This window comes from Acidobacteriota bacterium (assembly GCA_039030395.1).
Classification (GTDB): Bacteria; Acidobacteriota; Thermoanaerobaculia; order Multivoradales; family JBCCEF01; genus JBCCEF01.
On record JBCCEF010000019.1, the window covers coordinates 54,742 to 80,185 of the forward strand.

The 25,444-nt window shown below is 70.0% G+C and carries 8 protein-coding genes; 6 read left to right on the forward strand and 2 right to left on the reverse strand.

Translation table 11 applies throughout. The features are described 5' to 3' along the window. The first annotated feature begins 261 nt into the window (after positions 1 to 261). Genes AAF481_15810 through AAF481_15820 form a run of 3 tightly spaced genes read left to right on the forward strand, consistent with a single transcriptional unit; the run spans position 262 to position 19,289 of the window. On the forward strand, positions 262 to 15,513 hold the full coding sequence (locus AAF481_15810) for an amino acid adenylation domain-containing protein (GenBank protein ID MEM7482643.1): 15,252 nt from the start codon (positions 262 to 264) through the stop codon (positions 15,511 to 15,513). 37 nt (positions 15,514 to 15,550) lie between these two features. Continuing rightward, positions 15,551 to 17,980 carry an ABC transporter permease gene (locus tag AAF481_15815; GenBank protein ID MEM7482644.1) on the forward strand — a complete coding sequence of 810 codons (2,430 nt, stop codon included), beginning with the start codon at positions 15,551 to 15,553 and terminating at the stop codon, positions 17,978 to 17,980. Then, on the forward strand, positions 17,973 to 19,289 hold the full coding sequence (locus AAF481_15820) for an MFS transporter (protein ID MEM7482645.1): 1,317 nt from the start codon (positions 17,973 to 17,975) through the stop codon (positions 19,287 to 19,289). Before AAF481_15815 ends, AAF481_15820 begins: the two co-directional genes overlap by 8 nt. 2 nt (positions 19,290 to 19,291) lie before the next feature. Here the strand turns inward: AAF481_15820 and AAF481_15825 are convergent, their stop codons facing one another. Continuing rightward, a complete protein-coding gene (locus AAF481_15825; protein ID MEM7482646.1) occupies positions 19,292 to 21,274 on the reverse strand; it encodes an AAA family ATPase in 1,983 nt (660 codons plus the stop codon). Between the two features lie 22 nt (positions 21,275 to 21,296). Next, positions 21,297 to 22,631: an exonuclease SbcCD subunit D gene (locus AAF481_15830; GenBank protein ID MEM7482647.1), complete on the reverse strand. Its 1,335-nt coding sequence runs from the start codon at positions 22,629 to 22,631 to the stop codon at positions 21,297 to 21,299. Between the two features lie 217 nt (positions 22,632 to 22,848). Between AAF481_15830 and AAF481_15835 the strand changes: the two genes are divergently transcribed. From AAF481_15835 to AAF481_15845, 3 genes are read left to right on the forward strand one after another with little or no spacing between them, the layout of a single operon-like run. Continuing rightward, on the forward strand, positions 22,849 to 23,547 hold the full coding sequence (locus AAF481_15835) for an RDD family protein (GenBank protein ID MEM7482648.1): 699 nt from the start codon (positions 22,849 to 22,851) through the stop codon (positions 23,545 to 23,547). Beyond that, positions 23,544 to 24,512, forward strand: coding sequence for a stage II sporulation protein M (locus tag AAF481_15840; GenBank protein MEM7482649.1), 969 nt, complete (start codon positions 23,544 to 23,546; stop codon positions 24,510 to 24,512). The genes AAF481_15835 and AAF481_15840 overlap by 4 nt, the downstream gene beginning before the upstream one ends. Further along, positions 24,509 to 25,435, forward strand: coding sequence for a hypothetical protein (locus AAF481_15845; GenBank protein MEM7482650.1), 927 nt, complete (start codon positions 24,509 to 24,511; stop codon positions 25,433 to 25,435). Before AAF481_15840 ends, AAF481_15845 begins: the two co-directional genes overlap by 4 nt. The last annotated feature ends 9 nt before the right edge of the window (positions 25,436 to 25,444 follow it).

Genomic DNA, 25,444 nt, shown 5'->3' on the forward strand with positions numbered 1-25,444 from the left:
CGGGTCGTTGGGGGCGACGGGTGTTGGCAGCGTCGTCAGGCATTCCCTCGCGATCCAGCGGCGCCCGATCGGTCGTTGTGGCACCGGTGAGCAGGCGAGTTGTCATGCACCGATTCGCCTATGTTAATCTTTCTGTGCGCATATTGCAATTCATATATATCATATAATAATATGAGCAACGGAATATCAATGCAGCCCAAATCTGAGTCGGTTCTCTCGCAGGTCGGAGGTCGAGGGTCGCAGCATTCAGCCGACGTCGAGATGCCTTTTGCAGACCTCGTTGCCGGATTCCGGCGGGCGGCAGAGGCCTCACCGGAGGCGCTGGCTGTCGAGGCTCCCGACGGTGCGCTGACCTACCGGGCTCTCGCCATACGAGCCCGCCATTTGGCGGCGCGTCTGATCGCCGCTGGGGCCCGGCCGGATCAGCCCTTGGGGCTTTGTTTGGAGCGAACCCTCGACCTGCCGGTGGCGGTGCTGGCGGCCCTTTGGTCCGGAGGGGCCTGCCTGCCCCTCGACCCCTCTTATCCCGCGGAGCGCTTGACTTTCATGTTGCGCGACTCTGGTGCCCTTCTGGTGCTGGGGAGTGCTGCCCTCGCCGGTCGCTTCGATGTCGGTTCGGCGCGCTGGCTGTCGTTTGACGAGCTGGCTGCGGCGCGGGTCGACTCGAACAACATGGCGATTCCCCCGTCGAAGGCACCGTCGATCCATCCGGATCAACTGGCCTATGTGCTCTACACTTCGGGATCGACCGGCCGGCCGAAGGGCGTCGCCATGGCCCACCAGCCGTTGGTCAACCTGTTGTCTTGGCAAGTCGAGAGGAGCGTCGGCGGTCGTACCCTGCAGTTCGCGCCGCTGTCCTTCGATGTCTCCTTCCAGGAGATCTTCGGCACTTGGTTCGCCGGCGGGACGCTGGTGCTGGTCGACGAAGGGACCCGGCGCGATCCGTCGGCCTTGCTGACCTTTATCAACGAACGAGCCATCGAACGGCTGTTCGTGCCCTTCGTGGCCCTCCAGTGGTTAGCCGATGAGGGATCACCGCCGCCGGCGCTCCGCGAGGTGGTCACCGCCGGCGAGTCCCTGCGGGCGACAACGGCGGTGCGGCGATTCTTCGGGAAACTGTTCGCAGCGAGCCTGGAAAACCAATACGGTCCGACGGAAGCTCATGTGGTGACCGCCCATCGTCTGCCGGCGGATCCTGCGACCTGGCCGGATCTGCCGTCGATCGGCAAGGCCGTCACCGGGGTGAAGATCCACCTCGCCGACGGCGACTTCCGGAAGGCCGATGAGGGCGAACTGCTGATCGGCGGTCTGGCGCCTGCCCGGGGTTACCTGGGCCGGCCCGCCTGGACCGCCGAACGGTTCGTTCCGAATCCCTTCGGCGACGACCCCGGTGGTCGCCTCTATCGCACCGGGGACCGCGCTCGGCGCTCCAGCGATGGCTCTCTGGAATTTCTCGGAAGGCTGGACCGGCAGCTCAAAGTCCGTGGTTTCCGCATCGAGCCGGGAGAGATCGAAACACGCCTGGAATCCTTGCCGGAGATCCGTCAAGGGGCGGTCGAAGAACGCAGCGGTTCGCTGGTGGCCTACGCCGTGCCGGCCGCCGGTTCGGCGCCGGAGGCCGAAGCTCTGCTGACGGCGCTGGCCGCCGATCTGCCGGACTACATGGTGCCCTCGGCGATTGTCTTTCTCGATGTTCTGCCGCTGACCGCCAGCGGCAAGGTGGACCGCGCGGCCCTGCCGGCACCGGTCGGTCGGCCCTATGTAGAACCCCGAACGAACACCGAGCGGGCGGTGGCCCGGGTCTGGCGCGAGGTGCTCGGCGGCGGGCCGATGGGGCGGGACGACGATTTTTTCGAGCGCGGCGGTCATTCGCTGCTCGGTTCCCGGGTGACGGTGCGGTTGTGCGCCGCGCTGGGTGTCGAAGTCCCCCTCGCGCAAGTGTTCGAACGGCGCACCGTCAAGGCTCTGGCGGAAGCGATCGAGCGCGATGGCTGTGCCCTGGCAGACAGATCGCTGCCGCTGGCGCCGGGCGTCGCCGCCGGCGAGGACGACATCTCCTTCGCCCAGGCCCGTTTGTGGTTCATCGATCGGCTGGCCGGCGGTGACATCTCCTACAACGTACCGCTGGCGGTACAACTGCCGCTGGCGGTCGAACCGCCGGCGTTGGCTGCAGCCTTGCAGCGGATCGGCCGGCGCCACGAGGTCCTGCGCAGCGTCCTCCGCAACGCGGAAGGCCGGCCCGAATGGGCGATGATCGAAACGGCGTTCACCGTCGTCCCGGAGGTCGATCTGCGCGCTTTGGAGCCAGGCCGGGCGGAGCGCGAGGCCGCGCGTCGGGTGGTGGCGGAGGTCCGGCGGCCCTTCGACTTGGCCTCCGGACCCCTCGCGCGAGCACTCCTTTTGACCCGGCCGGAGGGTCGGGTGCTGAATCTGGTGCAGCACCACGCGGTGACCGACGGTTGGTCCCTCTCTTTGCTGGTGGACGAATTGGCGGCGGAGCTGGAGGGCTGGGCGACCGCTGCGGTGCCGGCGGTGCAGTACCGGGACTGGGCACGCTGGCAGCGCCGGCGCCTGGCCGGTGACGAGCGCGGTCGATTGCTTCGCCGCTGGCGGCAGCGCCTCGCCGGACTGGAGCCCTTGGAACTGCCGGCGGACCGGCCGCCGGCGGTGCGGCCGCGGGGCGCGGCGACCGGCGCCGCCTGGCGCTTCGACCTACCGGCCAGCCTCGGACCGCGCCTCGCCGAGCGGACGGCGCGCCAGGGCGAGACACCCAATGCCGTCCTGCTGGCCGGCTTTCTCGCTTGCCTGGCGCGCTGGACCGGAACCGAGGATCTCGCCGTCGGCAGTCCGGCGGCGGGCCGGGGAGAGGGCAGCGAAGATCTCCTGGGCTTCTTCGTCAACACCCTTGTGTTGCGGGCCGAAATCGATCTCAGTGGCTCCTTCGACGGCGCCATCGCCCGGTGCCAGCGGGTAGCCCTGGAGGCCCTGGCCGACCAGGAATTGCCCTTCGAGCTGCTGGTGGAAGAGCTGGCGCCGCGTCGGGAGGCGGGCGCCAATCCGCTCGTTTCGGTGCTCTTCGTGCTCCAGAACCTGCCGCGGCCGGCCCTGCCGCTGTCGCCGCTGGGGGATCTGGCGGAGGACTCGCTGCCGGCCAAGGCGGACCTGGTGTTCGAGGTGGAGGAGCGCAGTGGCCCAGGGGAAGCCTCTTACCGGGCGCGCCTGGAGTACCGGCCGGAACGCTTCGACGGCACCACAATTCAGCGCCTCGGTGGCCAGCTCGGCCGGTTCTTGGAGGCGGCGCTGGCGGCCCCGGACCGGGCCATTGAGGATCTCCCCCTGCTCTCCGCCGCCGAGCGCCACCAATTGCTGCGGGAATTCGGCGAGGTGGGCCTGCAGGACGATACGGGGGATCGCAGCCCCCTGAGTGAGGTGTTTCTTGCCAGGGGACGGTTGAGGCCGGACTCGATCTCCCTCATCGGCGCTTCCGAGGCCGGCTCGACAGGCGAACAGTGGTTTAGCTTTGGCGAGTTGGACCAGCGGACGGAGGCCCTCGCCCATGACCTGCGGGAACGAGGTGTGGGAGCAGAATCGGTGGTGGCTTTGATGTTGCCCCGCACGCCGCGTTGGGTCATGGCGGCCATTGCGGTCATGCGAGCCGGTGGGACCTTTGTGCCGGTCGATCTGGAGTACCCGCAAGATCGCGTGTCATGGATGTTGGAGGACTCCGGCGCCCGGTGGATCGTCACCGATGACGCGCAGCCTCCGGAAGTGGCTCTCGACCCGGCGGCAAGGGTCATGACCTTCGACCAATGGATGGCCTCCGCCGAGCGCCTGCGGGCCGAGGATCAGCGTGGAGAGCGGCTTCCTCGCCTTCCCGACGGTCCGCCGGAGGCCGTGGCCTACATGGTCTATACGTCGGGTTCCACCGGGCGGCCCAAGGGGGTGATGGTGACCCACCAGGGCTTCGCGAGTCTGGCGGCGGCCAAACGCCGGGTGTTCGATCTCGCGGCGGGCTCGGTGGTCGTTCAGCTCAACAGCCCGAGCTTCGACGGTTCCATCCTCGAGCTGTTGTTGGGACTGGCGCAGGGCTCAGCGATGGCTTTCCCAAGTGCTGATGAACGTTTGCCGGGACCTCTCCTTGCCGGGTTCATCGAGCGCTGCCAGGCGACCCATCTGTTCGTCGCGCCCTCGGCGTTGTTGGCCATGGAGCCCACCGGTCTGGAGGCCCTGTCTACCGTATTGTCCGGCGGCGAGGAGTTTCCGCCGGAAGTGAAGCGGCGATGGGCGGCCCCTGGCCGACGTGTCTTCAACGCCTACGGTCCGACGGAAACGACGGTTTGCGCCACCTTTCAGTATGTGGAGGGTAGGGGCGGGGGCCGGCCGCCCATCGGCGAGCCGGTCGCTGGCCTGGTGGCTCGAGTTCTCGATCGTCACGGCTCGCTCGTCGGCTTGGGGATGGACGGCGAGCTATACCTCGGGGGACCAGGACTGGCCCGGGGCTACCACAGAAGGGCCGGAAAGACCGCCGCGGCTTTCGTGCCGGATGGCACCGGTCATGGCGAGCGGCTCTACCGTACCGGTGACCTGGTGCGCTGGCGCCGCGACGGCAAGCTCGAATATCGCGGCCGCATCGATCATCAGGTGAAGTTGCGCGGCTTCCGCATCGAACTGGGCGAGATCGAGGCCGCCCTGACGGCCCATGCGGAAGTCACCGAAGCCGCGGCGGGGATGATCGCAGGACCGGCTGGAGATCGACGGTTGGGGGCCTGGGTGGTGCCGGCCGAACCGGAATTTGATGAGGCGAAGCTCCGCCACCGGCTGCGGGAGGACCTGGGCCGGCGGCTGCCCACCTGGATGGTGCCCGCCACCTTCGCCTTCGCCGATCACCTGCCGCGCACCCCTAGCGGCAAGCTGGATCGCCGCGCCCTGCCGGCGCCGGAGGACCGTGGCTCCGGCGATCACGGCCGCGGCGGCGGCGCCCGGTCGGCGACGGAGGCGACGCTCATCGCTCTCTGGCAGGATCTCTTGGGTGCGCGAGGATTGGGGGTCGAGGACGACTTCTTCGAACTCGGAGGCCACTCGCTCCTCGCCACCCGCCTCCTCGCCCGGGTCGAGCGCGATCTCGGGGTCGAGATCCCCGTCGCGCGGCTGTTCGACGGACCGACGGTGGCCGCCCTGGCCGCCGCCGTCGATGCCGTCTCCGGCACCGAAGCGATTCCTCTCGCGCGCCGTCCCCGAGGACTCGATCCGCCGGCCAGCGCCGGCCAGCGCCGGCTGTGGTTCCTGGAACGCCTGCGGCCGGGTGATCCTGCCTACAACATTCCGCTGTCTCTGATCTTCGATGGGGCGCTCGATCCGGTCGCCTTGGCCGCCGCCCTCGACGAGATCACCCGCCGCCATGAGGTGCTGCGGACGGTGCTGGCGGAGGTCGACGGCTTGCCGGTGCAGCGGGTGCAGCCGGCTACTGGCGTTCCCTTGCCGCTGGTTTCCTTGACCGCCCTTCCCCGGGCGATCGGCTCGGCGGAGGGTGCCCGCCTGGCGCGGCGGGAAGCGGCGCGGCCCTTCGATCTGGCCCGCGGTCCGCTCCAGCGCTCGATCCTGCTGCGGGAGTCGGCCCATCACCACCGGCTGCTGGTAACCCAGCACCACGCCGTGTCCGATGCGGTGTCGATCCATATCTTTCTGGACGAACTGGCGACCCTCTACCGGGTGGCGGTGGAGGAGCAGCCTTCGCCGCTCGCGGAGCCGGCGCTGCAGTTCGGGGATTGGTCCTGGAGCGAGGCGCGGCCGGAAAGAGAAGAGGACCTCGCTTGGTGGCGCTCCCGCCTAGCGGAACATCAACCCGCCGATCTGCCCCTCGACCGCCCCCGGCCGAGCGTTGCCGATCCGGCCGCCGGCTGCGTCGAAGAAGCGCTGCCGGCGGTGGTGGTGGAAGGCCTTGAAGGCCTCGCCCGGCGGAGCGGCGCCACCCTGTTCATGGTCGCCCTGGCGGTGTTCTCGGCGCTGCTGCAGCGCTTGACGGGCCGTTCCCGACCGCTCCTCGGCACCCCGGTGGCGGGTCGGGACCGGCCGGAGCTCGAATCCCTCATCGGTTTCTTCGTCAACACGCTGGTGCTGCGCCCGGCGGAGAGCGAGGTGGTGGGTCTCGACCGCATTCCGCGGAGCGAGTGGCTACGCCGGGTGCGCGAAGGCTTCTTGGCGGCCTACGGTCGCCGCCGGGTGCCCTTTGACCGGCTGGTGGAAGAGCTGGCGCCGGATCGCGATCTCGCCCGGTCTCCGCTCATCCAGGTGATGTTCGCGCTGCGCGGGGCCGATCCGACGGCCGACTTCGGTTCCGGTCTGGCGGGCCGGCTGTCGACGCTCGAAAACGGCCGCGAAAAATTCGACCTCACCGTTGCCCTGGGCGACGCCAACGGCGGTCTCTCCGGCCGCTGGACCTATCGGCGAGATCTCTTCGACGCCACCACCGTGCGACGCTGGGCCCGCGCCTTCGGTGCCTTCGCCGAGGCCTTCGTCGTCCGGCCGGACGCTCCGCTCAGCGAGTTGTCGATGTTGGACCGCGCCCAGCGGCAGCAGCTCGTCTATGAGTGGAACGACAGCCGCCGGGCGTTGGCGGCCTCGACCCTCGACCGGTTGTTCGCGCGCCAGGTGGGCGAGCGGCCCGACGCCATCGCCCTGGAGGATGGCGATCTGGCGCTGTCCTATTGCACCCTCGACCGGCGCTCCGCGGCCCTCGCCGCGGAGCTTCACCGCCGCGGCCTGTCGCCGGAGGGGAGGGTGGCGCTGCTGCTCGATCGCTCGGCCGATCTGATCGTCGCGATCCTCGCCGTCACCCGCGCCGGCGGCGTCTTTCTGCCGCTCGACGGCGACCATCCGCCGGCGATGCTCGAGTACTTCCTGCGCGACGCGGAGGCGCCGCTGATGGTGAGCGACCGGTGGCCGGAGTGGGTACCGGCGGCGGTGACGGTGATCCCGCCGCGGGGACCCGGTGAGGCGGCCGGCGGCGGTTCCATGGCACCCCTTCTGGCGCCGCCGCTGTCGCCGGACTCGGCGCTCTATGTCATGTACACCTCCGGCTCGACCGGCCGTCCGAAGGGGGTGATGGCGACTCACCGCGGGGTCGATCGGCTGGTGCGCCGCAACCCGGCCTACGACCTTCACAGCGGCCACCGCATCGCCCAGGCCTCGAACGCGTCCTTCGATGCGTCGACCTTCGAGATCTGGGGGGCGCTGCTCAACGGTGGCACCCTGGTCATCGTTCCGAAAGACGTCATCCTCTCGCCGGCTCGGCTGGGGGCGGAACTCGCCCGCCGGCAGATCACCGGCATGTTTCTGACCACCGCCCTTTTCCACGAAGTGGCGCGGGCGGAACCGCAGGCGTTCACCGACGTCGAATACATGATCACCGGTGGCGAGGGGTTGGACCCGGACGCCGCGCGGCAGGCGGCGCCGTACCCGCAGAACCTGCTCAACGCCTACGGCCCGACCGAAGCCACTACTTTTGCCACCACCCTGGAGCTGCCCGCCGGCGAGGACGACTCACCGCTGTTCGAGGGTGCCGCCGTCGCCATCGGCCGGCCCATCGCCGACACGGACCTGTGGGTGGTGGACCGCTTCGGCCGGCTGGCGCCGCCGGGGGTGGCCGGCGAGCTGTGGATCGGCGGCGCGGGCCTGGCGCGCGGCTATCTTGGCCGGCCGCGCAGAACCGCCGAGCGCTGGGTGCCGCATCCCTTCGGCGGTCGCGGCGAACGGCTGTACCGCACCGGCGATCTGGTCTACCGCCGGGCCGACGGCATCCTGCAGTTCGTCGGCCGCACCGATCACCAGGTCAAGATCCGCGGCTTCCGTATCGAGCCCGGTGAGGTGCGCGCGGCTCTGCTTCGGCACCCGCAGGTGAGCGAGGCGGAGGTTCTGGTGATCGATGGCGAGGACGGTCATCGTCTGGCCGCCTGCACGGTGGGTGAGAAGGTCGGGCTGGTGGCGGGTAGCGATCCCGATTTGGCGACGTTCCTGGCGGAACGTCTGCCGCGCTACATGGTGCCCTCGGCCTTCGTGCCCTGCGATGCCTTCCCGATCACTCCCAACGGCAAGGTCGATCGCATCGAACTCGGGCATCGGGCGAACCAAGCCCTCGCCCGCCAGCGGGACCGTCGATCGCGGTCGCTCTTGGAGCCGCGCAACCCGCGGGAAGAGATCGTCGCCGAGCTGTGGGCGGAAGTGCTCGGCCTGGGGCGGGTGGGGGTCGACCAGAGCTTCTTCGAACTTGGCGGCCATTCGCTCCTCGCCACCCAACTGGTGGCGCGGTTGCGCGATCGCCTCGGCGTCGACCTGCCCCTTTCCCGACTGTTCGACGGGCCAACGGTGGCGGCCGTGGTGCGCTGGCTGGAGAGCGGTGCCGATGCGCCGCCGCCGGACGCTCCGCGCCGCGACGACCACGGCGGGCCGGCACCGCTCTCCTTTTCTCAGCGTCGCCTGTGGTTCCTGGATCGCGTGGACCGCGCTTCGACCGCCTACAACCTGCCGGCGGCGATGGACTTCGATGGCGGCATCGACGAGGGCCGCCTGTTCACCGCCCTTGGCGAAATCGTGTGTCGCCACGACAGCCTGCGCACTGCCTTCAGCCCGCGGGGCGAGGCGATCGAGCACGCCGCGGCGGGATTTGCGCCGGATCGAGCTATCGTCGACCTCGCCGCCCTGCCGGCGCCTCGGCGGCCGGCGGAAACCGCGCGACTCAGCGCCGACGAGGCCTTCCGCCCCTTCGATCTGGCCGCCGGCCGGGTGGCGCGATTCCGCTGGCTCCGCCTGCCGAGGGGCGGCGGCCGGCTGTTGGCGGTGTTCCACCACGCGGTATCCGATGGCTGGTCCGTCGGTCTCTTCTTCCGGGAGCTGATGGCCCTCTACCGGGGCGACGCTTTGCCGGCCCTGCCGCTGCGCTACGCCGACTACTCGCGCTGGCAGAACCGCCGGCTCGACGGCCCGGCCCTCGATCGGCTGGCGGCCGACTACGGCCCCCACGTCGCCGGGGTGCCGCTGCTGGATCTGCCCTTGGACCGGCCCCGGCCGGCGGTGCGCGACGACCGGGCGGCCTGGCTCTCCTTCGAAATCGAGGGCGAGCCGTTGGCCGCCCTGCGGCAGGTCGCCCGGCAGCGCGGCGCCACTCTGTTCGTCGCCCTCCTCGCCAGCTTTGGAGCGCTGCTGGCGCGCTGGGCGGGGCAGCCGGACTTGCTCGTCGGCACTCCGGAGGTAGGCCGCGATCATCCGGACCTCGAAGGGCTGATCGGATTCTTCGTCAACACCCTGGCGCTGCGCATCGAGGGAGCCCTGGACGGCACCTATGAAGAGCTGCTGGATCGCACCCGGGACCACTTTCTGGCGGCGCACGACGCCCGCGAGCTGCCCTTCGATCGTTTGGTCGAGGAGCGGGTACCCGAGCGCGATGCCTCCCGTACCCCATTGGTGGAGGCGGGCTTCACCCTCTCGACGGCGCTTTCGCCGGTGACCCTCGGCCAGCAGGCCGGGACTCCAGTGCGGCTGGAGGCGCGGCGGGCCAAGTTCGATCTCACCGGCTCCTTGGAGGTCGGGCCGTCCGATGGCGGGGCGCGGGCGATCCTGGAGTACGCCGCGGCGCTGTTTGAGCGCACCACCATCGAGCGCCTGGCCGCCGCCTGGCGCCGGTTGCTCGCGGCGGTGGCCGACGAACCCGGCCGGCGGCTTGCGGCGATGCCCTGGCTGAGTGCGCCGGAGCGGCACCAGGTGCTGTTCGAATGGGCGCACGGCGGTCCACCGGCGGCGCGCCGGAAGGGCTCGTCGACGGTGGTGGACGACGTGCTGCGGGTGGCGGCCGAGGCGCCGGACCGCATCGCCCTGGAATTCGACGACCGGGCGGTGTCCTTCGGCGAGCTGGACGCTCGTTCGGCGGTCCTGGGTGCCTGCTTGAGGTCCGCCGGGGTGCGCCGAGGCCAGGTGGTGGCCACGCTGCTGGACCGCTCGCCGGCGCTGATCATCTCGTGGCTGGCGGCCTGGCGCATCGGCGCTGCCTACCTGCCGATCGATCCGGCTCTACCACCCCGCCGCACCGCCTTCCTGTTGGAAGACTCCGGCGCCGAGGTGGTGTGCGTCCGGAATCCGGAGGCGGCGCCGGCAGGCTGGGGCGGGAAGACCGTCGCCGTCGCCGCAGGCCAACCCCCCTCGGGCCGCGCCGACGCCCTGCCAACCGGCGACGATTTGGCCTACCTGGTCTACACCTCCGGCTCCACCGGCCGGCCGAAGGGCGTTCTGGTGCCGCATCGGGGCCTACGCCGGTTGACCGACTGGCATGCCTCCACCTTCTGTCCGGAGCCCCTTGCCGCCGGGTCCGCCCGGCGGGTGTCCTGGACCGCCGGTCTCGGATTCGATGCGGCGGCCTGGGAGCTGTGGTCCGGCTTGGCGAACGGCTCGACCGTTTGCCTTCCCTCTGCGGCGGAGTTGCCGGCCCTCTGTGCCTGGATCTACGAGCGGCGGCTGGACCACGCTCTCCTCACCACCCCCCTCGCCGAGGCCTTCATGGCCGAAGGCGGATGGCCGGAGGACATGGCCCTGCGGATTCTCTTCACCGGCGGCGATCTGCTGCACCAGGCGCCGCCGGAGGGCGCGCCTTTCGAGCTGGTCAATTTCTACGGCCCCACCGAATGCACGGTGATCGCCACCGCCAGCCGGGTCCATCCGAGCGAGCAGGGGGTGCCCTCCATCGGCCGGCCGATCGCCAACCTTTCGACCCGGGTGGTGGACCGCCACCTCGATCCGGTACCGCTAGGCAGCGCCGGGGAATTGGCCCTCGGCGGAGCCCTCGCCTGGGGCTACCTCGGCCGGCCCGGCCGGACGGCGGACGCCTTCCGGCCGGATCCCCACGGCGATCGGCCCGGCTCTCGCCTCTACCGCTCCGGCGACCGCGCCCGCTGGGATTCCGACGGCCGGGTGCGCTTTCTGGGTCGCCTCGACCGGCAGGTCCAAGTGCGCGGCGTCCGCCTGGAGTTGGGGGAGGTCGAATCGCTGCTCGCCGAGCACCCGGTGGTCGACGAGGTGGTGTTGGTGGTGCGGGACCAGCCCGCCCGGCTGGTGGCCTTCGTGACCCCAGCAGAGGTTCCGGACCTGATCCCCTGGTTGGGCGAGCGGCTGCCGGCGGCTGCGCTACCGGCACAGATCGTCGCCCTTCCGAAGCTGCCGCTGACCGCCAACGGCAAGGTCGACCGCCGCGACCTGGAACGGCGCCCGGTGGCTCTCGCCGAGGCCGGACGCCACGCGCCCGTTTCTCCCCATGAGGAGATCGTCCTCGGCTTTTGGCGCGAGCTGCTGGGGCGCGAGGACCTTTCCGTCGAGGACGACTTCTTTGCCCTGGGGGGGCACTCCCTCCTCGCCACCCGATTGACGGCGCGCATCGAGGCGGCCTTCGGACATAGCCTGTCGCTGGCTCGCTTCTTCGAAGCGCCGACGGTGGCGGCGATCGCCCGGCGGCTGGAGGTGGCCGAGCTGGTCGGCGAAACCCCGCCGCCGATCCGTCCGGTGGATCGTTCGCGCCCGCTGCGGCTTTCCTATTCCCAGCTTCGGATGTGGTTCATCGATCGTCTGGAACCGGCCTCGGCGGCCTACAACATGCCCCTGGCACTGGACCTGGAAGGTCCCCTCGAGATTCCCGCCCTGCTCGGCACCCTCGATGAGCTGAACCGGCGGCACGAGTCCCTGCGCACCGTCTTCCAGGTCGCGCCATCGGAGGGGGCAGAGGTCGCCGCCGGAGGGGCCGATGGAGCGGAGGAGCCGGTCCAGAGCATCCTGCCGGTGGCGCCGGTTCGGCCCGCGCAGGTGGATCTCTCCGCCCTGCCGACGGCGCGCCGGGCGCCGGAGGTGCGGCGCCTCGCCAGCCGTGCCGCTCGGTGGCCTTTCGATCTCGAGCGCGGTCCCTTGACCCGCTTTGTCCTCGCCACCTCGGCGCCGGACCGGAACCTGCTGCTGCTCGTGCAGCATCACGCCGTCTCCGACGGTTGGTCGACGGGGATTCTGCTGCGGGAGCTGCAGGCGCTCTACGGCGCGGCGATCACCGACCGGCGGTCGCCGCTACCGGACCTTCCGGTGCAGTTCGTGGACTTCGCCGCCTGGCAGCGGCGCTGGCTGGAAGGCGGCGCCCACGAGCGGCAGATGGCCTTCTGGCGGCACACCCTGGCCGGCGTCGAACGCCTCGAACTGCCGACGGACCGGCCCCGGCCGGCGGTGCGCACCACCCGCGGCTCGGTCTATCGCTTTCGGGTGGACGACGGCACCGGCGCCGCCCTGCACCGCACCGCCCGCCGCCTTGGGGCCACCCCCTTCATGGTGCTGCTGGCGGCCTTCGAGAGCCTGCTGTCGCGCTGGACCGGCCGCCGGGACCTCACCGTCGGCACCCCCGTCGCCGGTCGCCGCCGGCCTGAGAGCGAGGCGCTGATCGGTTTCTTCGTCAACACTCTGACGCTGCGCGCCCACCTCACCGGCGATCCCTCCCTGGAGGAGCAGATCGCCCGGGTGCGGGACCACTCTCTGAGGGCGTTCTCGCACCAGGATGTGCCCTTCGAGCGGCTGGTCGAGGAGCTGGCGCCGGATCGCGATCTCGCCTACACGCCGCTCTTCCAGGTGATGTTCATTCTGCAGAACCTACCCATCGGGCGCACCCGGTTGGGTCCTGCCCAGGTCACCCTGGTGCCCCTCGATCTGACCACTTCGAAATTCGATCTCACCCTCGCCCTGCGCGATCCGGACGATTCCCTGGCCGGGCACTGGGCCTACCGTACGGATCTCTTTGACGAGACCACCATCCGGCGGTTCGCCGAGCAGTACCTAACCCTCCTGGCGTCGGCCCTGGCGGAGCCGGAGCGTCCCTTCAGCCGCTGGACCCTGCTGCGGCGGTCGGAGATCCAGCAGGTGCGGCTGGAATGGAACGACCCGCCGATCTGCTGCCCGCCGGCGGCGAGCGCCTGGGCGATGGTGCGGCAAGCGGCGAAGGCGTCGCCGGATGCGGTGGCGGTGAGCGATGCGGCGGGCGGTCACCTCAGTTATCGAGCGCTGGTGGAGCGGGCGACGACCCTCGCCACCCGGCTGCACCGTTCCGGCGTCGGTCCCGAGGGCCGGGTGGCGGTGTGCCTCGAGCGTTCCCTGGAGACGGTAGTTTCGCTGCTGGCGGTGACCGCCGTAGGGGGCGCCTGGGTGCCGATGGACCCGTCCTACCCGCCGGAACGCCTGCGGGCGATGGCGACCGATGCTGGAGCGCGATGGGCCATCGGCCGGCGGCGCCCGCTGCTGCCGGCGGCCCGCTGGTTCAATCCCCGCCGGACCTCGTCGCGGTCGGATGCGGCGTCGTTGCCGCAGCCTCTGTCCGAAGCGGCGGCCTATGTCATCTACACCTCCGGCTCCACCGGCCGGCCGAAGGGGGTGATGGTGAGCCATCGCTCCCTCGCCCACCGGCTGGCCTATGCCCGCCAGGCGGATTTCGCTTCCGGTGACGTGTTCCTGCAGAAGACCTCGATCAGCTTCGATGTTTCGGTGCTCGAGATTTTCGGTCCGCTGGTGGCCGGGGGTCGGGTGTTCCTGGCTCGGCCCGGCAGTGAGCAGGATCCGGAAGAACTGGTGCGGCGCATGGCCGAGGAGGGCATCACCCAGGCTTCCTTCCCGCCGACCCTACTGGAGGTGCTGTGCGAAGACCCCCGTTTCGGAGATTTGCCGGCTCTGCATACGGTGGTGACCGGCGGCGAGACGGTGGCGCCGGATCTGCCCGGCCGGGTGCGGACGAGGCTGCCCGCGGCGCGAGTGCTGAACCGCTACGGACCGACGGAGACCACCGTCTCGGTCACCTCCTGGCAGTGCTCCGGTGCGGCTTCGTCGCGGCCCCTGCCCATCGGCCGGCCGGTGGCGGATGCGCGGATCCACCTGCTGGATCGCTCCCTGGAGCCGGTGCCCATCGGCATCGCCGGCGAGATCTTCCTGGCCGGCGAAGTCGTGGCTCGCGGCTACCTCCACCGGCCGGCCGCCACCGCTGCCGCCTTCCTGCCGGATCCGTGGGGTCCGGCGGGCAGCCGCTTCTACCGCACCGGCGATCTCGCCCGCTATCGGCCGGACGGTGCCGTGGAATTCGCCGGGCGGGTCGATCGCCAGGTCAAGGTGCGCGGCTTCCGGGTGGAGCCGGGGGAGATCGAATCGGCCTTGCGGCGGGATCCGCGGGTGCGAGAGGCGGCGGTGGTGGACCTGCCCGACGGGCCGTCGCGAAAGCTGGTGGCCTACTGGGTGGCCGACGGCACGCCCGATGACAGAGGCGACGGCGAGGCCGGCGGGGATGCCCTCGCCGACGGACTGCGCCGCACCCTGCCGGGGCACATGATCCCCGCCGCCTTCGTGCGCCTGCCGGCGTTGCCTCTGAGCCCCACCGGCAAGATCGATCGTCAGGCCTTGGCGGCTCAGGGTGCGCCGACCGCGAAGGTCGAAACGGAGGAGACGCCACGCACTGACCTGGAGGAGCGTCTGGCGGCGTTGTGGGGTGACCTGCTGGCGGTCGAGGAGGTCGGCGTGCGGGACAGCTTCTTCGCCCTCGGCGGCCACTCCCTGTTGGCCGTCCGCCTGGCCCGCCGACTCGAAGAGGAGATGGGACAGCGGATCCCCCTGGCAACACTCTTCCAGAACCCCACCATCGAGCGCTTGGCGAAGATCTTTGAAGCCGCCGCGGACGAAGGTGAGGATCGACGGAAGGATGCCGCTGCGCACGGCCTGGTCACGCTGCGCGGCACCGGCCGGGGGCTGCCGTCCTTCTGGGTACACCCGGTGGGTGGCACGGTAGCCTGCTACGGCCCCCTCGCCAACCGATTGCCGGGACCCTCCGCGGCCTTTCAGGCCCCCGGAGTGGACGGCGGGGAAGCTCCGCTCTCGGAAATTCCCTCCCTCGCCGAGCACCACCTGGCGGCCATGCCCGCGGCGTCCGCTCCGCTCGTCCTCGGCGGTTGGTCCTTCGGCGGGGTGGTGGCCTTCGAGATGGCGCGCCGGATGGCGGCCACCGGCCGGTCGCCGGAGCGCTTGGTGTTGATCGATGCGCAGCTCCCGGCGCGCCGGCGGGCGGTACGCCGCGGCCGGCTGTGGCACACCTTTCTGGTCGATCTCAGGTTCTCCAAAGGCGACGTCCGAGCCATGGCGGAGAAAGTCGGGGACTTGGTGGCCCTGGCGGAGCTCGGCGGTCCGAGCGCTGCCGAACTGGAACCTCTGTGGCGGGTCTTCCAGGCCCATGCCGAGGCCCTCTACGGGTACCGGCCGGGGAGCTACGACGGACCGGTGGACCTGATCCTGCCGACGGAGACGAGCAACGAGGGCGGGCGATCGCCGCAGCGGTGGCGGCGCTGGGCGCCGGATCTGCGCCTGCATCGGGTCCCTGGCGACCACTACTCCATGCTCCGATCCGATGGGTTGGCGGCGGAGCTGCGGGCGATCTGTGAAGGCTCCCGGCGAGCGCCGGCGGCCGGCTCCGGCCGCTGACCCTTCCGATGAACTTCTCTCTGCAAGGAGCGCCCCTATGAGCGGATGGTTGCGGGACCTGCGCTTCGCCGCCCGGCTGTTCCGCCGGCGGCCGGGATTCACCGCCGCCTCGGTGGTTTGCCTCGGCCTCGGAATCGGTGCGGTGGCGACGATGTTCGCCTTGATCGATGCGGTGTTGCTCAAGCCGCTGCCCTTCGCCGACGCCGACCGGATGGTGATGGTGTGGAACCACTTCTTGCAGCGCGATCTGCCGGAATTTCCCTCCTCCGGCCACGAGTTCGCGGATCACCGTCGCGGCAACGGCGCTTTCTCGCACGTCGCCGGCGTCTTGCCGTGGGACTTCAACCTGTCCGCCGCCGGCAGCGAGCCCCTGAGGGTGGAAGGGGCACGGGCTTCGGCGGCCCTGTTCTCGTCCCTCGGTGTCGAGGCGGCCCTCGGGCGGGTATACAGCGAAGAGGAGGAGACCGCCGGCCGGGCGGTGGCGGTGATTTCCGACGGACTGTGGCGCCGCCAGTTCGGCGGCGAGGAGGCGGCGCGCGGCCGGCAGATCTCCCTCGATGGCGTACCTCATACGGTGGTCGGCGTGCTGCCGCCCTTCGATCTCGAAGTGGTGGAGGCGGATGTCTGGGTGCCCTTCACCCCCAACCCGGCGATTCCGCGATTCATGCGCGGCGTCCTGCTCATCGCGCGCCTGGCGGACGGCCTGACCCTGGAGCAGGCGCAGGCCGAAACGTCGGCCCTGGCGGCCCGGCTGCAGAGCGAGTACCCGGACATCTACAAAGAGGGCAGCGGTTGGGGGATGCACTTGACCCCGCTCAGGGAGGAGGTGGTGGGCGACGTGCGACCGCTCCTCTGGACCCTCTTCGGCGCCGTGCTGCTGGTGCTGTTGATCGCTTGCGTCAACGTCGCCAACCTGCAGATCACCCAGGCCACCGTACGCGGCGGGGAACTGGCCGTGCGAGCGGCCCTGGGAGCCGGTCGGCGGACCTTGGCGCGGCAACTCCTGGCCGAGAGCCTGATGCTTTCGGCCGGCGGCGGTGCGCTGGGAATCGCCCTCGGGGTGCTCGCCGGGCGCATCCTGCTGCGACTCGATCCGGGCACCCTGCCGCGACTGCATCAGGTAGCGCTGAACGGGCGGGTGGTGGCGGTGGTGCTGGCCTTTGCGGCCTTCACCGGAATACTGGTCGGTCTCTGGCCGGCGCTTCGAGTATCGCGGGCGAACCTCCAAAGTGCCCTCAAGGACGGCGGCCGCGGCGGCGACGCCGGTTTTCAGCGCAAGGGGCTGCGGGCGGGACTGGCGGTGGCGGAGATCGCCCTCGCCATGACCGTGTTGATCGCCGCCGGCCTGATGGTGCGGAGCGTCGACCGGATGAGTCGCTCGCATCCGGGGTTCGAGGCGGAGAACCGCCTGAGCCTGCAGATCGTTCTGTCCCGCGCCACCTACGCTCCGGCGGAGCGCAAGTTGGAGTACTACCGCGCCCTGCGGTCCGCTTTGGAAGGGCTACCGGGGGTTGAGGAGGTGGCCGTCGTCTCGCACCTGCCGGGCAGCGGCAAGGCGGGATTGCGCGGCGTCCCCCAGGCTGCCGGCCGGCCGCCGGTGCCGGGCACGCCGACCCCGCCGGCGGGCATCCGGATGGTCAGTCCCGGCTACTTTCGCACCCTCGGTATTCCGCTCGAGAGGGGTCGCGATTTCACCGACGCCGACGATGCCCAGGCTCCGCCGGTAGTGGTGATCGACCGGGCCGTCGCCGAGCGCTTTTGGCCGCACCGCGACGCCATCGGCCAGGAGCTCGAAATCCCGGGTTTGTTCGAGCAACCGCGCCGCGTGGTGGGGGTGGTGGGCGAGGTGAATCATCAGGGCTTGGCGGACGAACCCCAGGGCGAGCTGTACCTGGCCTATCCCCAGATGCCGACCTTCGATCTCGCCCCGGTGCTCCACACCCGCGGCGATCCCATGGCGCTGGCGGAGGAGGCGCGACGGGCCCTGCTGGCGGTCGATCCAACGCAGCCGGCGGAGGACGTCCGGGCGATGACCGAGCGGCTCCGCGGTTCCATCGCCCAGCCGCGCTTCCAGGCCGTGGTCTTCAGCCTGTTCGGCGCCGTGGCCCTGGCCCTGGCGCTGATCGGCGTCTACGGGGTGATGGCCTTCGCGGTGGCCCGGCGCACCCGCGAACTGGGGATCCGCATGGCCCTCGGAGCGCACCGCGGGGACGTGCTGGCGCTGGTGCTGCGCTCCGGCCTGCGCCTGGCGGTGGTGGGGGTGGCCGCCGGTCTGGTGCTCGCCTGGCTGACGGTGCGTCTCCTGTCGGTGCCCCTCGAGACCCTCGCCAGCGGAATCTCGGCAACGGATCCGGCGACCTTCTTGGCGGTGCCCCTGCTGCTTTCGGCGATGGCGCTGCTGGCGAGTTGGGTGCCCGCCCGGCGGGCCACCCGCATCGACCCGATGGTCGCCCTCCGGCATGACTGAGTTGGTGTCGGCATCGGCGGCGAGCGCCCGCGGTTCCGGCCGCCGGACCTTTTTGAGCCTCTGGCTCGGCCAGGTGATCTCCCTGGTGGGCACTCGCGCCACCGCCTTCGCCCTCGGCGTGTGGGTTTTCCAGCAGACCGGTTCCGCCACTTGGTTCGCCGCCATCGCCCTGGCGTCCAACCTGCCGGCCATTCTGGTGTCGCCGCTGGCCGGCGCCTGGGTCGACCGGACCGACCGGCGGCGGGTGATGATCGGGGCGGATACGTTGGCGGCCCTCGGCAGCCTGGCTTTGCTTCTCCTGGTGGCGACAGGCCATCTGGCGCTGTGGCATCTCTACGCGGTGGCGACCCTGGCGTCGCTGGTCGGCGCCTTCCAGTTCCCCGCCTTCTCGGCTTCCGTCACCCTGCTCTTACCCAAGGACCAGTACGCCCGCGCCTCGGGGCTAGTGCAGCTCGGCCGCACCGGTTCCGACGTCGTGGCGCCGCTCTTGGCCGGTGGGCTGCTGGGGTCATTCGGCCTCACCGGGGTGATCGCGGTCGATCTGGTGACCTTTCTGATCGCCGTCACGGTGTTGGTCCTGGCGCGGGTCCCTTCGCCGCCGCCACCCACCGAGCGCCGTTCCCTGTGGGCCGACGCCGGTTCCGGCTGGAGCTGGATTCGCCGCCGGCCGGGCCTGCTGTGGTTGCTCGGGTTGATCGCCTCCTTCAACCTGTGGCTCCCCCTCGCCCTGGTGCTCACCACGCCGATGGTGCTCGGGTTCACCGGCGTCGAGGAGCTGGGGCTGGTGCTCGGCCTGGGCGCCGCCGGTGCCCTCGCGGGCAGCTTCACCTTGACCGCCTGGGGAGGTCCCGAGGGTAAGGTGCGCGGCCTTCTCGCCTTCACTCCGGTGCTGGCCCTCGGCCTCATTGTGGCGGGCCTCAAACCGTCGGTCCCGCTCACCGCCGCCGGCCTTTTTCTGGCCATGTTCGCGGCCCCGTTGATCCACGGCTGCAGCCAGGCGATCTGGCAGCGCAAGGTGCCGCCGGAATTGCAGGGCAGGGTGTTCGCGGTACGTCGGATGATCGCCCAGGCGACGGCGCCGGTGGCCTTTTTGGCCGCCGGTCCGCTGGCCGACGGCGTCTTCGGTCCGCTCCTCGCAGCGGGCGGCTCAGCGGTCGGGAGCCTGGGGGGCTTGTGGGGGGTGGGACCGGGCCGGGGGATCGGACTGCTCTTTGCCTTGCTGGGCGGATTGCTGCTGCTCACCTCTGTCTTCGCCTTCGCCCACCGGCCCTTGATGGCGGTCGAGCAGGATGTGCCGGACGCAGGCTAGCGCTACGCCCGCTCGATCCTTCCGTTGTCGATGCGGAAAACCCCGGCCGGGACGTTCCTCCATCGCGGCTCGTCTCGCAGTTCGGCGACCAGGTCGCAGACTTCCGGCTGGCAGGAGAAGAAGATCACTTGGTTGTCGCGGGCCAGCTCCAGGGCGACGGAGATGACGGCGCGGCGGCGGTCCGGGTCGAAGCGAACGTGGATGTCGTCGAGTAGCAAGGGTAGAGGCTCTCCCTTGCGCGCCAGCTCCCGTGACAGGCCGAGGCGCAGAGCGAGGTACACCTGGTCCGCCAGGCCGCTGCTCCAGGCGAGTTCTCCCTTGCGTTTGAGGCCCGCTTCTTCCAGCTCCAAAACCGTCGTGCCGCCCTCTTCGGCGGCCACCAGGCGGTAGCGGCCGCCGGTCATCAGGGCGAGGAGATCGGCGGCGCGGCGGATCACCCGCGGCCGGCGGTCGTGCTCCCAGGTGGCCGCGGCGTCGCGCAGCAGGGATTCGGTGAGAGCCAGGGAGGCCCAGCGGCGGACCGCCCGTCGCCGGCGTTCTTCGAGCACCTGGCGGGCGAGCCGCAGGCGGCCCGGCTGGTCGTCGCCGCCCAAGGTCGCCATGCGCTCGGTGAGGGCCCCCACCTGTTGTTCGGCCTGCCGCAGCTCGCCCTCGAGGTCGTGCAGGTCGTCGATCAGCCGGGCTTCGTCGATCACGCCGTCACCCTCCGCCAGCCGCCGTTCGAAGTCCGCCAGCTCCGCTTCGCCGCCGGCCAGGGCCGCCAGTTCGAGGCGAGCGCCCACCACATCCTCACGGGCCTTTTCCCAGGCGGCTTGCTCCTCGGCCAGCTCCAGGAAGCGCTCGCGGTCGCCGCCGGCCGCGTCGAGCAATGTGGTCTGTTCGGCCTTGCGGGCTTCGAGCTGGTAGTCCAAAAACTGGTTGAGGGTGGTTTCGGCGCTGCGGTCGCGCCACGGCTGAGCCAAGAACAAGGTCGCCACGACGCCGATCACCGCCACGCCGACGGCGGAGGAGGTTTCGCCGCCGATGGCCAACAGCATCGCCAGGGCGAGGGCACCGCCGGCCAGGAAGAGCGGCATTCGGGTACGCCTCGAGCGCTCGGCGAGGGAGGCGTTCTGGGCTTTGACAGCGGTGTCTTCGAGGGAGGCGAGTTCTTTTTCCACTTCCTCCAGGCGACGGCGGCCTTCCGGCGGCATGTCCGCCGCGGCGGCGGTGCGGCGAAGTTCCTTGCGTGCTCGGCTGAGGCGCTGCCAGGGGCCGCGCGCCCGGGTCAACCGCTCGACTTCCTCGCGCTCGCCGTGCAGCCGCTGGCGACGTTGCTGAAGATGGGCCAGGCGCTCCTTGACGGCGGCGAGCTCGGTCTGGCACTCGCGGTATTCGGCGGCGCCCCGGCGGGTCTCGCGCAGCGGTTCTTCCAGGCGCTCCAGGCGTTCTTCGAGGCGATCGAGCAAGCGGTTGCCGGGGCGCAGGCCGACAATCTCCGAAATCTCGCGGTCGAGGGCCGCCAGGGCCGCCGGCAGGCGCTCGGACCCTGCCCCCATGCCGCGGGTGAAGATGCGGTCCCGGGTCTGGCGGTGGTTCAGCACGTCGAGCCCCTGAAGATCCTCCAGGCCGACGGCGAAGAGCCGCTCGTAGCTGCCGCGATCCAGACCCCAGAGCGTCTCCGGCTCGAGCGAGTGGTCGTGGGCATTCTCCGGCTGACCCTCCTCGAGGATGCGGTGGTGGCGCCCGTCGAGGTGGAGATGGAGGCGGCGCCCGTCGGCCAGGACGGCCCGCAGGCGTCCGCCGTGCGGTCCGCCGGCGAGGGGTGGATAGGGGTTGGCGCGGCGCTTGGGCGGGCCGAAGAGGACCGAGCGGAGAAACTCCGTCAAGGTGCTCTTGCCGCTCTCGTTGGGGCCGTAGAACACCGCTAGTCCCGGTGACAACGGTTCGACTCCCTGGTCGTTAAAGACCCCGAAGCCGTCGATGTGGAAGCTCTCGATGCGCACGATGATCAGGCTGCGGAGGAGGTCATTCGGGGGTGAGCGAATCTGGGGACAGCAAGTAGTCGAGGCCGGCGGCTTCGGCCTCCGGCAGGACGGCGAGGAGTTCGGCGTCCGAAAGCTCCGCCAGCACCGCTGCCAGGCGCGGATGCTCCGGGCGCTGGGCGAGGCGCTCGCGGATGGCCCGGGCGGCGGTCCCATCGGCATCCGGGGCGCCCTCGTCCGCCCGGCGAAGGGCGTCGACGGCCCGCAGGAAAGCGCCGACGGAAGACTCCTCCGTGCGCAGCCGCGGCAGATCGACCTCCGGCGCCGTATCGACCACTACCGCCTCGACCCACACGAAATCCTCTCTGGTCTTCTCCTGGCGACGCAGCGGGGCGGCCAGGTCGCGCTCCGGGTCGACGTGCTGCAGCTGGCGGTGGAGCGGACCACGACCGGTCACCGCCAGGCGCAGGATCGCCGGCCGCGGCACGTCGTCCGGCCGGCGAGCTGCCCGCCGGGTTTCTTCGAGGGATTGCGACAGGGTCGCCAGCAGGTCGTCCAGGTGGCCGCAGGAGGAGATGTCGACGCGATCGTCTGCCCATCGCACCTGGTCCGTGGCGATAAATCGGGGGGTGATGCTGTGATTCCCCTCGCCGTCGATTTCGACGTCGACCAGGAAGCAGCCTCGCTCCCCGATCTCGCGCCGACTCCGGCCCTGCGGCGTGCCGGAGTAGACCACCGTGGGACTGCCCTGGGCGAGCACCGCGGGCCGGTGTGAGTGGCCGAGGGCCCAGTAGCCGATGCGCGAAGAAGTCAGGTCGCTCAGGCGGCAGGGGGAGTAGGGGCTGTCCCCGTCGCCACCCACGGCGCAGTGCAGCAGCCCAATCGAAAAGGGCGATCCGGTGGCGCTGTGAAAACGCTCGACGAGGTTCTCGCGCACCTCCCGTTGGCGATAGCTGATGCCGTAGACGACGGCGAGATCCTCGCCGTCGCGCCGCACCAGCACCCGCTCGATGCGGTCGCCGCCGAAGCGGTGCACCCCCGGTGGCGGCTCCAGTCCGGCGTCCCAGGCGGAGAGAGGGTCGTGATTGCCGTGGGCGACGAAACACCGAATCCCGCGCGATGCCACCCGTTCGAGACCCTGGCGGAACTGAAGCTGCGCGGCGAGGCTCGATTCGGCCGAATCGTAGACATCGCCGGCGATGAGCAGAAAGTCCGCTTCCTCGTCGATCGCCAGCTGCAGGATGTTGTCGAAGGCCCCGAAGGTGGAGGCGCGCAGCACCTCGGCGATCTCTGGATCGAGAGCCGCCAGACCTTCGAACGGGCTGTCGAGGTGCAAATCCGCACAGTGGACGAAACGCAAGGTTCGAAGCGAAGACATGGGCGAAGCTGTGGTTTCCGTGGACGGAATGTTGCCATCGTAGCGGCGACAGAAGATCTTGACAAGGTCGCTGCTCTCAGAGGCTTCCGAAGCCGACCGGCGGTCATCGATCAGTTTTTCGCTATCATCCCAGAACAATCTCTTTCCGCACCAGCGTCAAAGCGATCCTGCACGTCGCTACAGCGCTCCACCCGCGGTCGACGTACTCCACCAGGGCATGAAGCACGAAACAATCCTCAGCCTCGACAACATCGCCCTCGATCTGCCGATCGCCGGTATCGGTAGCCGGGCGTTGGCCGCGGCGCTGGACTACTTTCTTCTGGGGGTGCTGAACTTCATCGTTTTCATGTTCGTGATTGCGATCGGCGCGGGCCTCGACGGAACGTCCGCGACGTGGTTCTTTGCCATCTACGGGCTGGTGGTGTTCTTCGTGCACTGGGGATATTTCGCCATCAGTGAGATGGCGATGGGAGGGCAGACCCTCGGCAAGCGGTGGGTTCACTTGCGGGTGGTCGGTCCCACCGGCGGGCAGGCCGGTGTAGTGGCTCTGCTGGTGCGCAATCTGCTCCGGCCGCTGGACCTGATGTTGGGCATTCCCCTGATCGCCTTCGACCCCCTCGCCCGGCGTTTGGGGGATCGCCTGGCGGCGACGCGGGTGGTGCACGAGCCGCGCGGCGGCGGCGAAGTGGTGGTGAGCCGGGCGCCCACCGCCTGGGGGGCGAAGGAGATTCACCTAGCGGAGCGCCTTCTCGAACGAGCGGACGAACTGGATCCGGCCCAGGCGATGAATCTGGCGCGTCGGCTGGTTCGTCGCCTGGAGATTCAGGCGCCGGAGCTGCTGGAGGGCGCCTCGCGGGAAGACCCGGTTTTGGCCCTGCGGCAAGCCCTCGAAACCAGGCAGTCTCCGCCTCGGTGAGGAACTATCAACGCTTCGTCGAGAAGCGCGCACCGATCTGGAATGCCTTCGAGGCGGGAGTGGCGCGGCCCGCGCCCGAGGCCGACTATCGCGATCTCGAAGACCTGGCTTTCCGCTACCGCCAGATCCTTCACGACCATGCCCTGGCCGCTGCACGCTATCCGGACAGCGGCGCCGCCCAGCGACTGCGACGCCTCGCCCTCGCCGGCACCCGCCGCCTCGCTGGCGGCTCGCCGCCCCGCCGATTCAGCCTGAAGCGCTTCTTCGTGCAGACCTATCCGGCGGCTTTCCGCTCGCACCTCCAGCCCCTGATGGTCGCCACGGCGGTGTTTCTGGGTGCTTCCTTGCTGGGACTGGTGGGAGCCGCCGTGCGGCCGGAGCTGGGCATCGCCTTCATCGGGGAAGAGGCGCGCGAGGGCCTACGCCACGGCCGGCTGTGGACGGAGGACTTGGGTACCACCGTGCCGCCGTCCATAGCCTCGTCGGGGATTGCCACCAACAACGCCTCCGTCGCTCTGACCGCCTGGGCCGGGGGCGCCACGGCGGGTCTCATCTCGTTCTACATCTTGCTGCTCAACGGACTGATGCTCGGAGCCGTCGTCGGCATCACATTGCAGTACTCCATGGCCGCCGAGCTGTTCGAGTTCATCGCCGCCCATGGGCCTCTGGAACTGACTCTGATTGTCGTCGCCTCGGCCGCCGGCCTTGGCATGGCGAGGGCCTTGGTGGCGGCCGACGACCGCCCCCGCGGCGAGGCCCTCAAGGAGGCCGTCGGCAATGCCCTGACGGTGCTCCTGGGTTCGCTGCCGTGGTTCTTCCTGCTCGGGGTGGTGGAAGGGTACATCTCGCCGGAACCGGCTGTTCCGCCGCTTCTCAAGGTGGCCGTCGGCTTGTCGCTGTGGATGATCTACGTCTTGGTTTCTTGGAATCCCTGGTTGGCTCCGGGGTTGGAGACCTCACCATGAGTTTTGACGACCATCGCGTGATCTCGTTCCGGGTGCTGCTGGATGAGGCCTTCAAGGTGACCCGCCGGCACCTCGGGCAACTGTACTTGCCCTTCGCCCTGCCCCTGGCCCTGGCGGCGGTCTCCATGGTGGCTCTCCAGGGCTGGATGATGCAGGGCATGACGGAGGACTACGAGAGCTTCAACCTCGCCTTCACCTGCGGTGTCTTCGGGCTCATCTTCGTCGCCGCCCTGTCGACGGGAGTGGTCTATTTCGCCATGAGCGTGGCCGCCTACGATGCGGTCGCGGAGCGGCCCGTCGGCCTGTGGCGGTCGTACCTGTACCTATTCAAGCCGCGAGTCTTCGGCACCGCGCTGCTGCTCGGATTGTTGCTGCTGCTGTCCTATATATGCTGCATCTTGCCGCTGCTCTACGTGGCGCCACTGCTTTCGTTCACCTTCGGAGCGATGATCGAAGAGGACCGCTTCGGCACCGCGGCGATCCAACGGAGCGCGCAGCTCGCCGGCACCAATCCCCTCGACAACTTCCCGCACAATCCATTGGTTCGGGCCTTTGCGCTGCTGGTCGTTGGCATGGCGATCTCCACCGGGTTGAGCCTGCTTATCCAGTTGCCCTTCGAGGTGCTGCGGCAGGTGCTCTTCCTGCGGGATCTGGACACCTTCGGAGATCCGATGGCGGCCTTTTCCCATCCGGGCGCTGTGGCCCTGCAGCTTGCCGGTAGCCTGCTGGGCTCGCTGGCGTCGTCGGTTCTTTCCCTCTATCTGTGCTTTGCCGGTGCCATGTTGTTTCACGATACGCGGCGTCGGCGGGAAGGGGCGGACCTCGAATCCGCCCTCGACGCCCTCGAACCCTTGGCAGAGCCTCCATCGCCACCGGCTGGCCCCGCCAATCCTCCGCCCGATCGTGGGGGAGGTTCCGCCTGACCGAGGGAA

Excerpts from the sequence above, each read along its gene's own strand:
- AAF481_15810 (MEM7482643.1), top strand. The coding sequence starts at position 262 with ATGCCTTTTGCAGACCTCGTTGCCGGATTCCGGCGGGCGGCAGAGGCC.
- AAF481_15815 (MEM7482644.1), top strand. The coding sequence starts at position 15,551 with ATGAGCGGATGGTTGCGGGACCTGCGCTTCGCCGCCCGGCTGTTCCGC.
- AAF481_15820 (MEM7482645.1), top strand. The coding sequence starts at position 17,973 with ATGACTGAGTTGGTGTCGGCATCGGCGGCGAGCGCCCGCGGTTCCGGC.
- AAF481_15830 (MEM7482647.1), bottom strand. The coding sequence starts at position 22,631 with ATGTCTTCGCTTCGAACCTTGCGTTTCGTCCACTGTGCGGATTTGCAC.
- AAF481_15835 (MEM7482648.1), top strand. The coding sequence starts at position 22,849 with ATGAAGCACGAAACAATCCTCAGCCTCGACAACATCGCCCTCGATCTG.
- AAF481_15845 (MEM7482650.1), top strand. The coding sequence starts at position 24,509 with ATGAGTTTTGACGACCATCGCGTGATCTCGTTCCGGGTGCTGCTGGAT.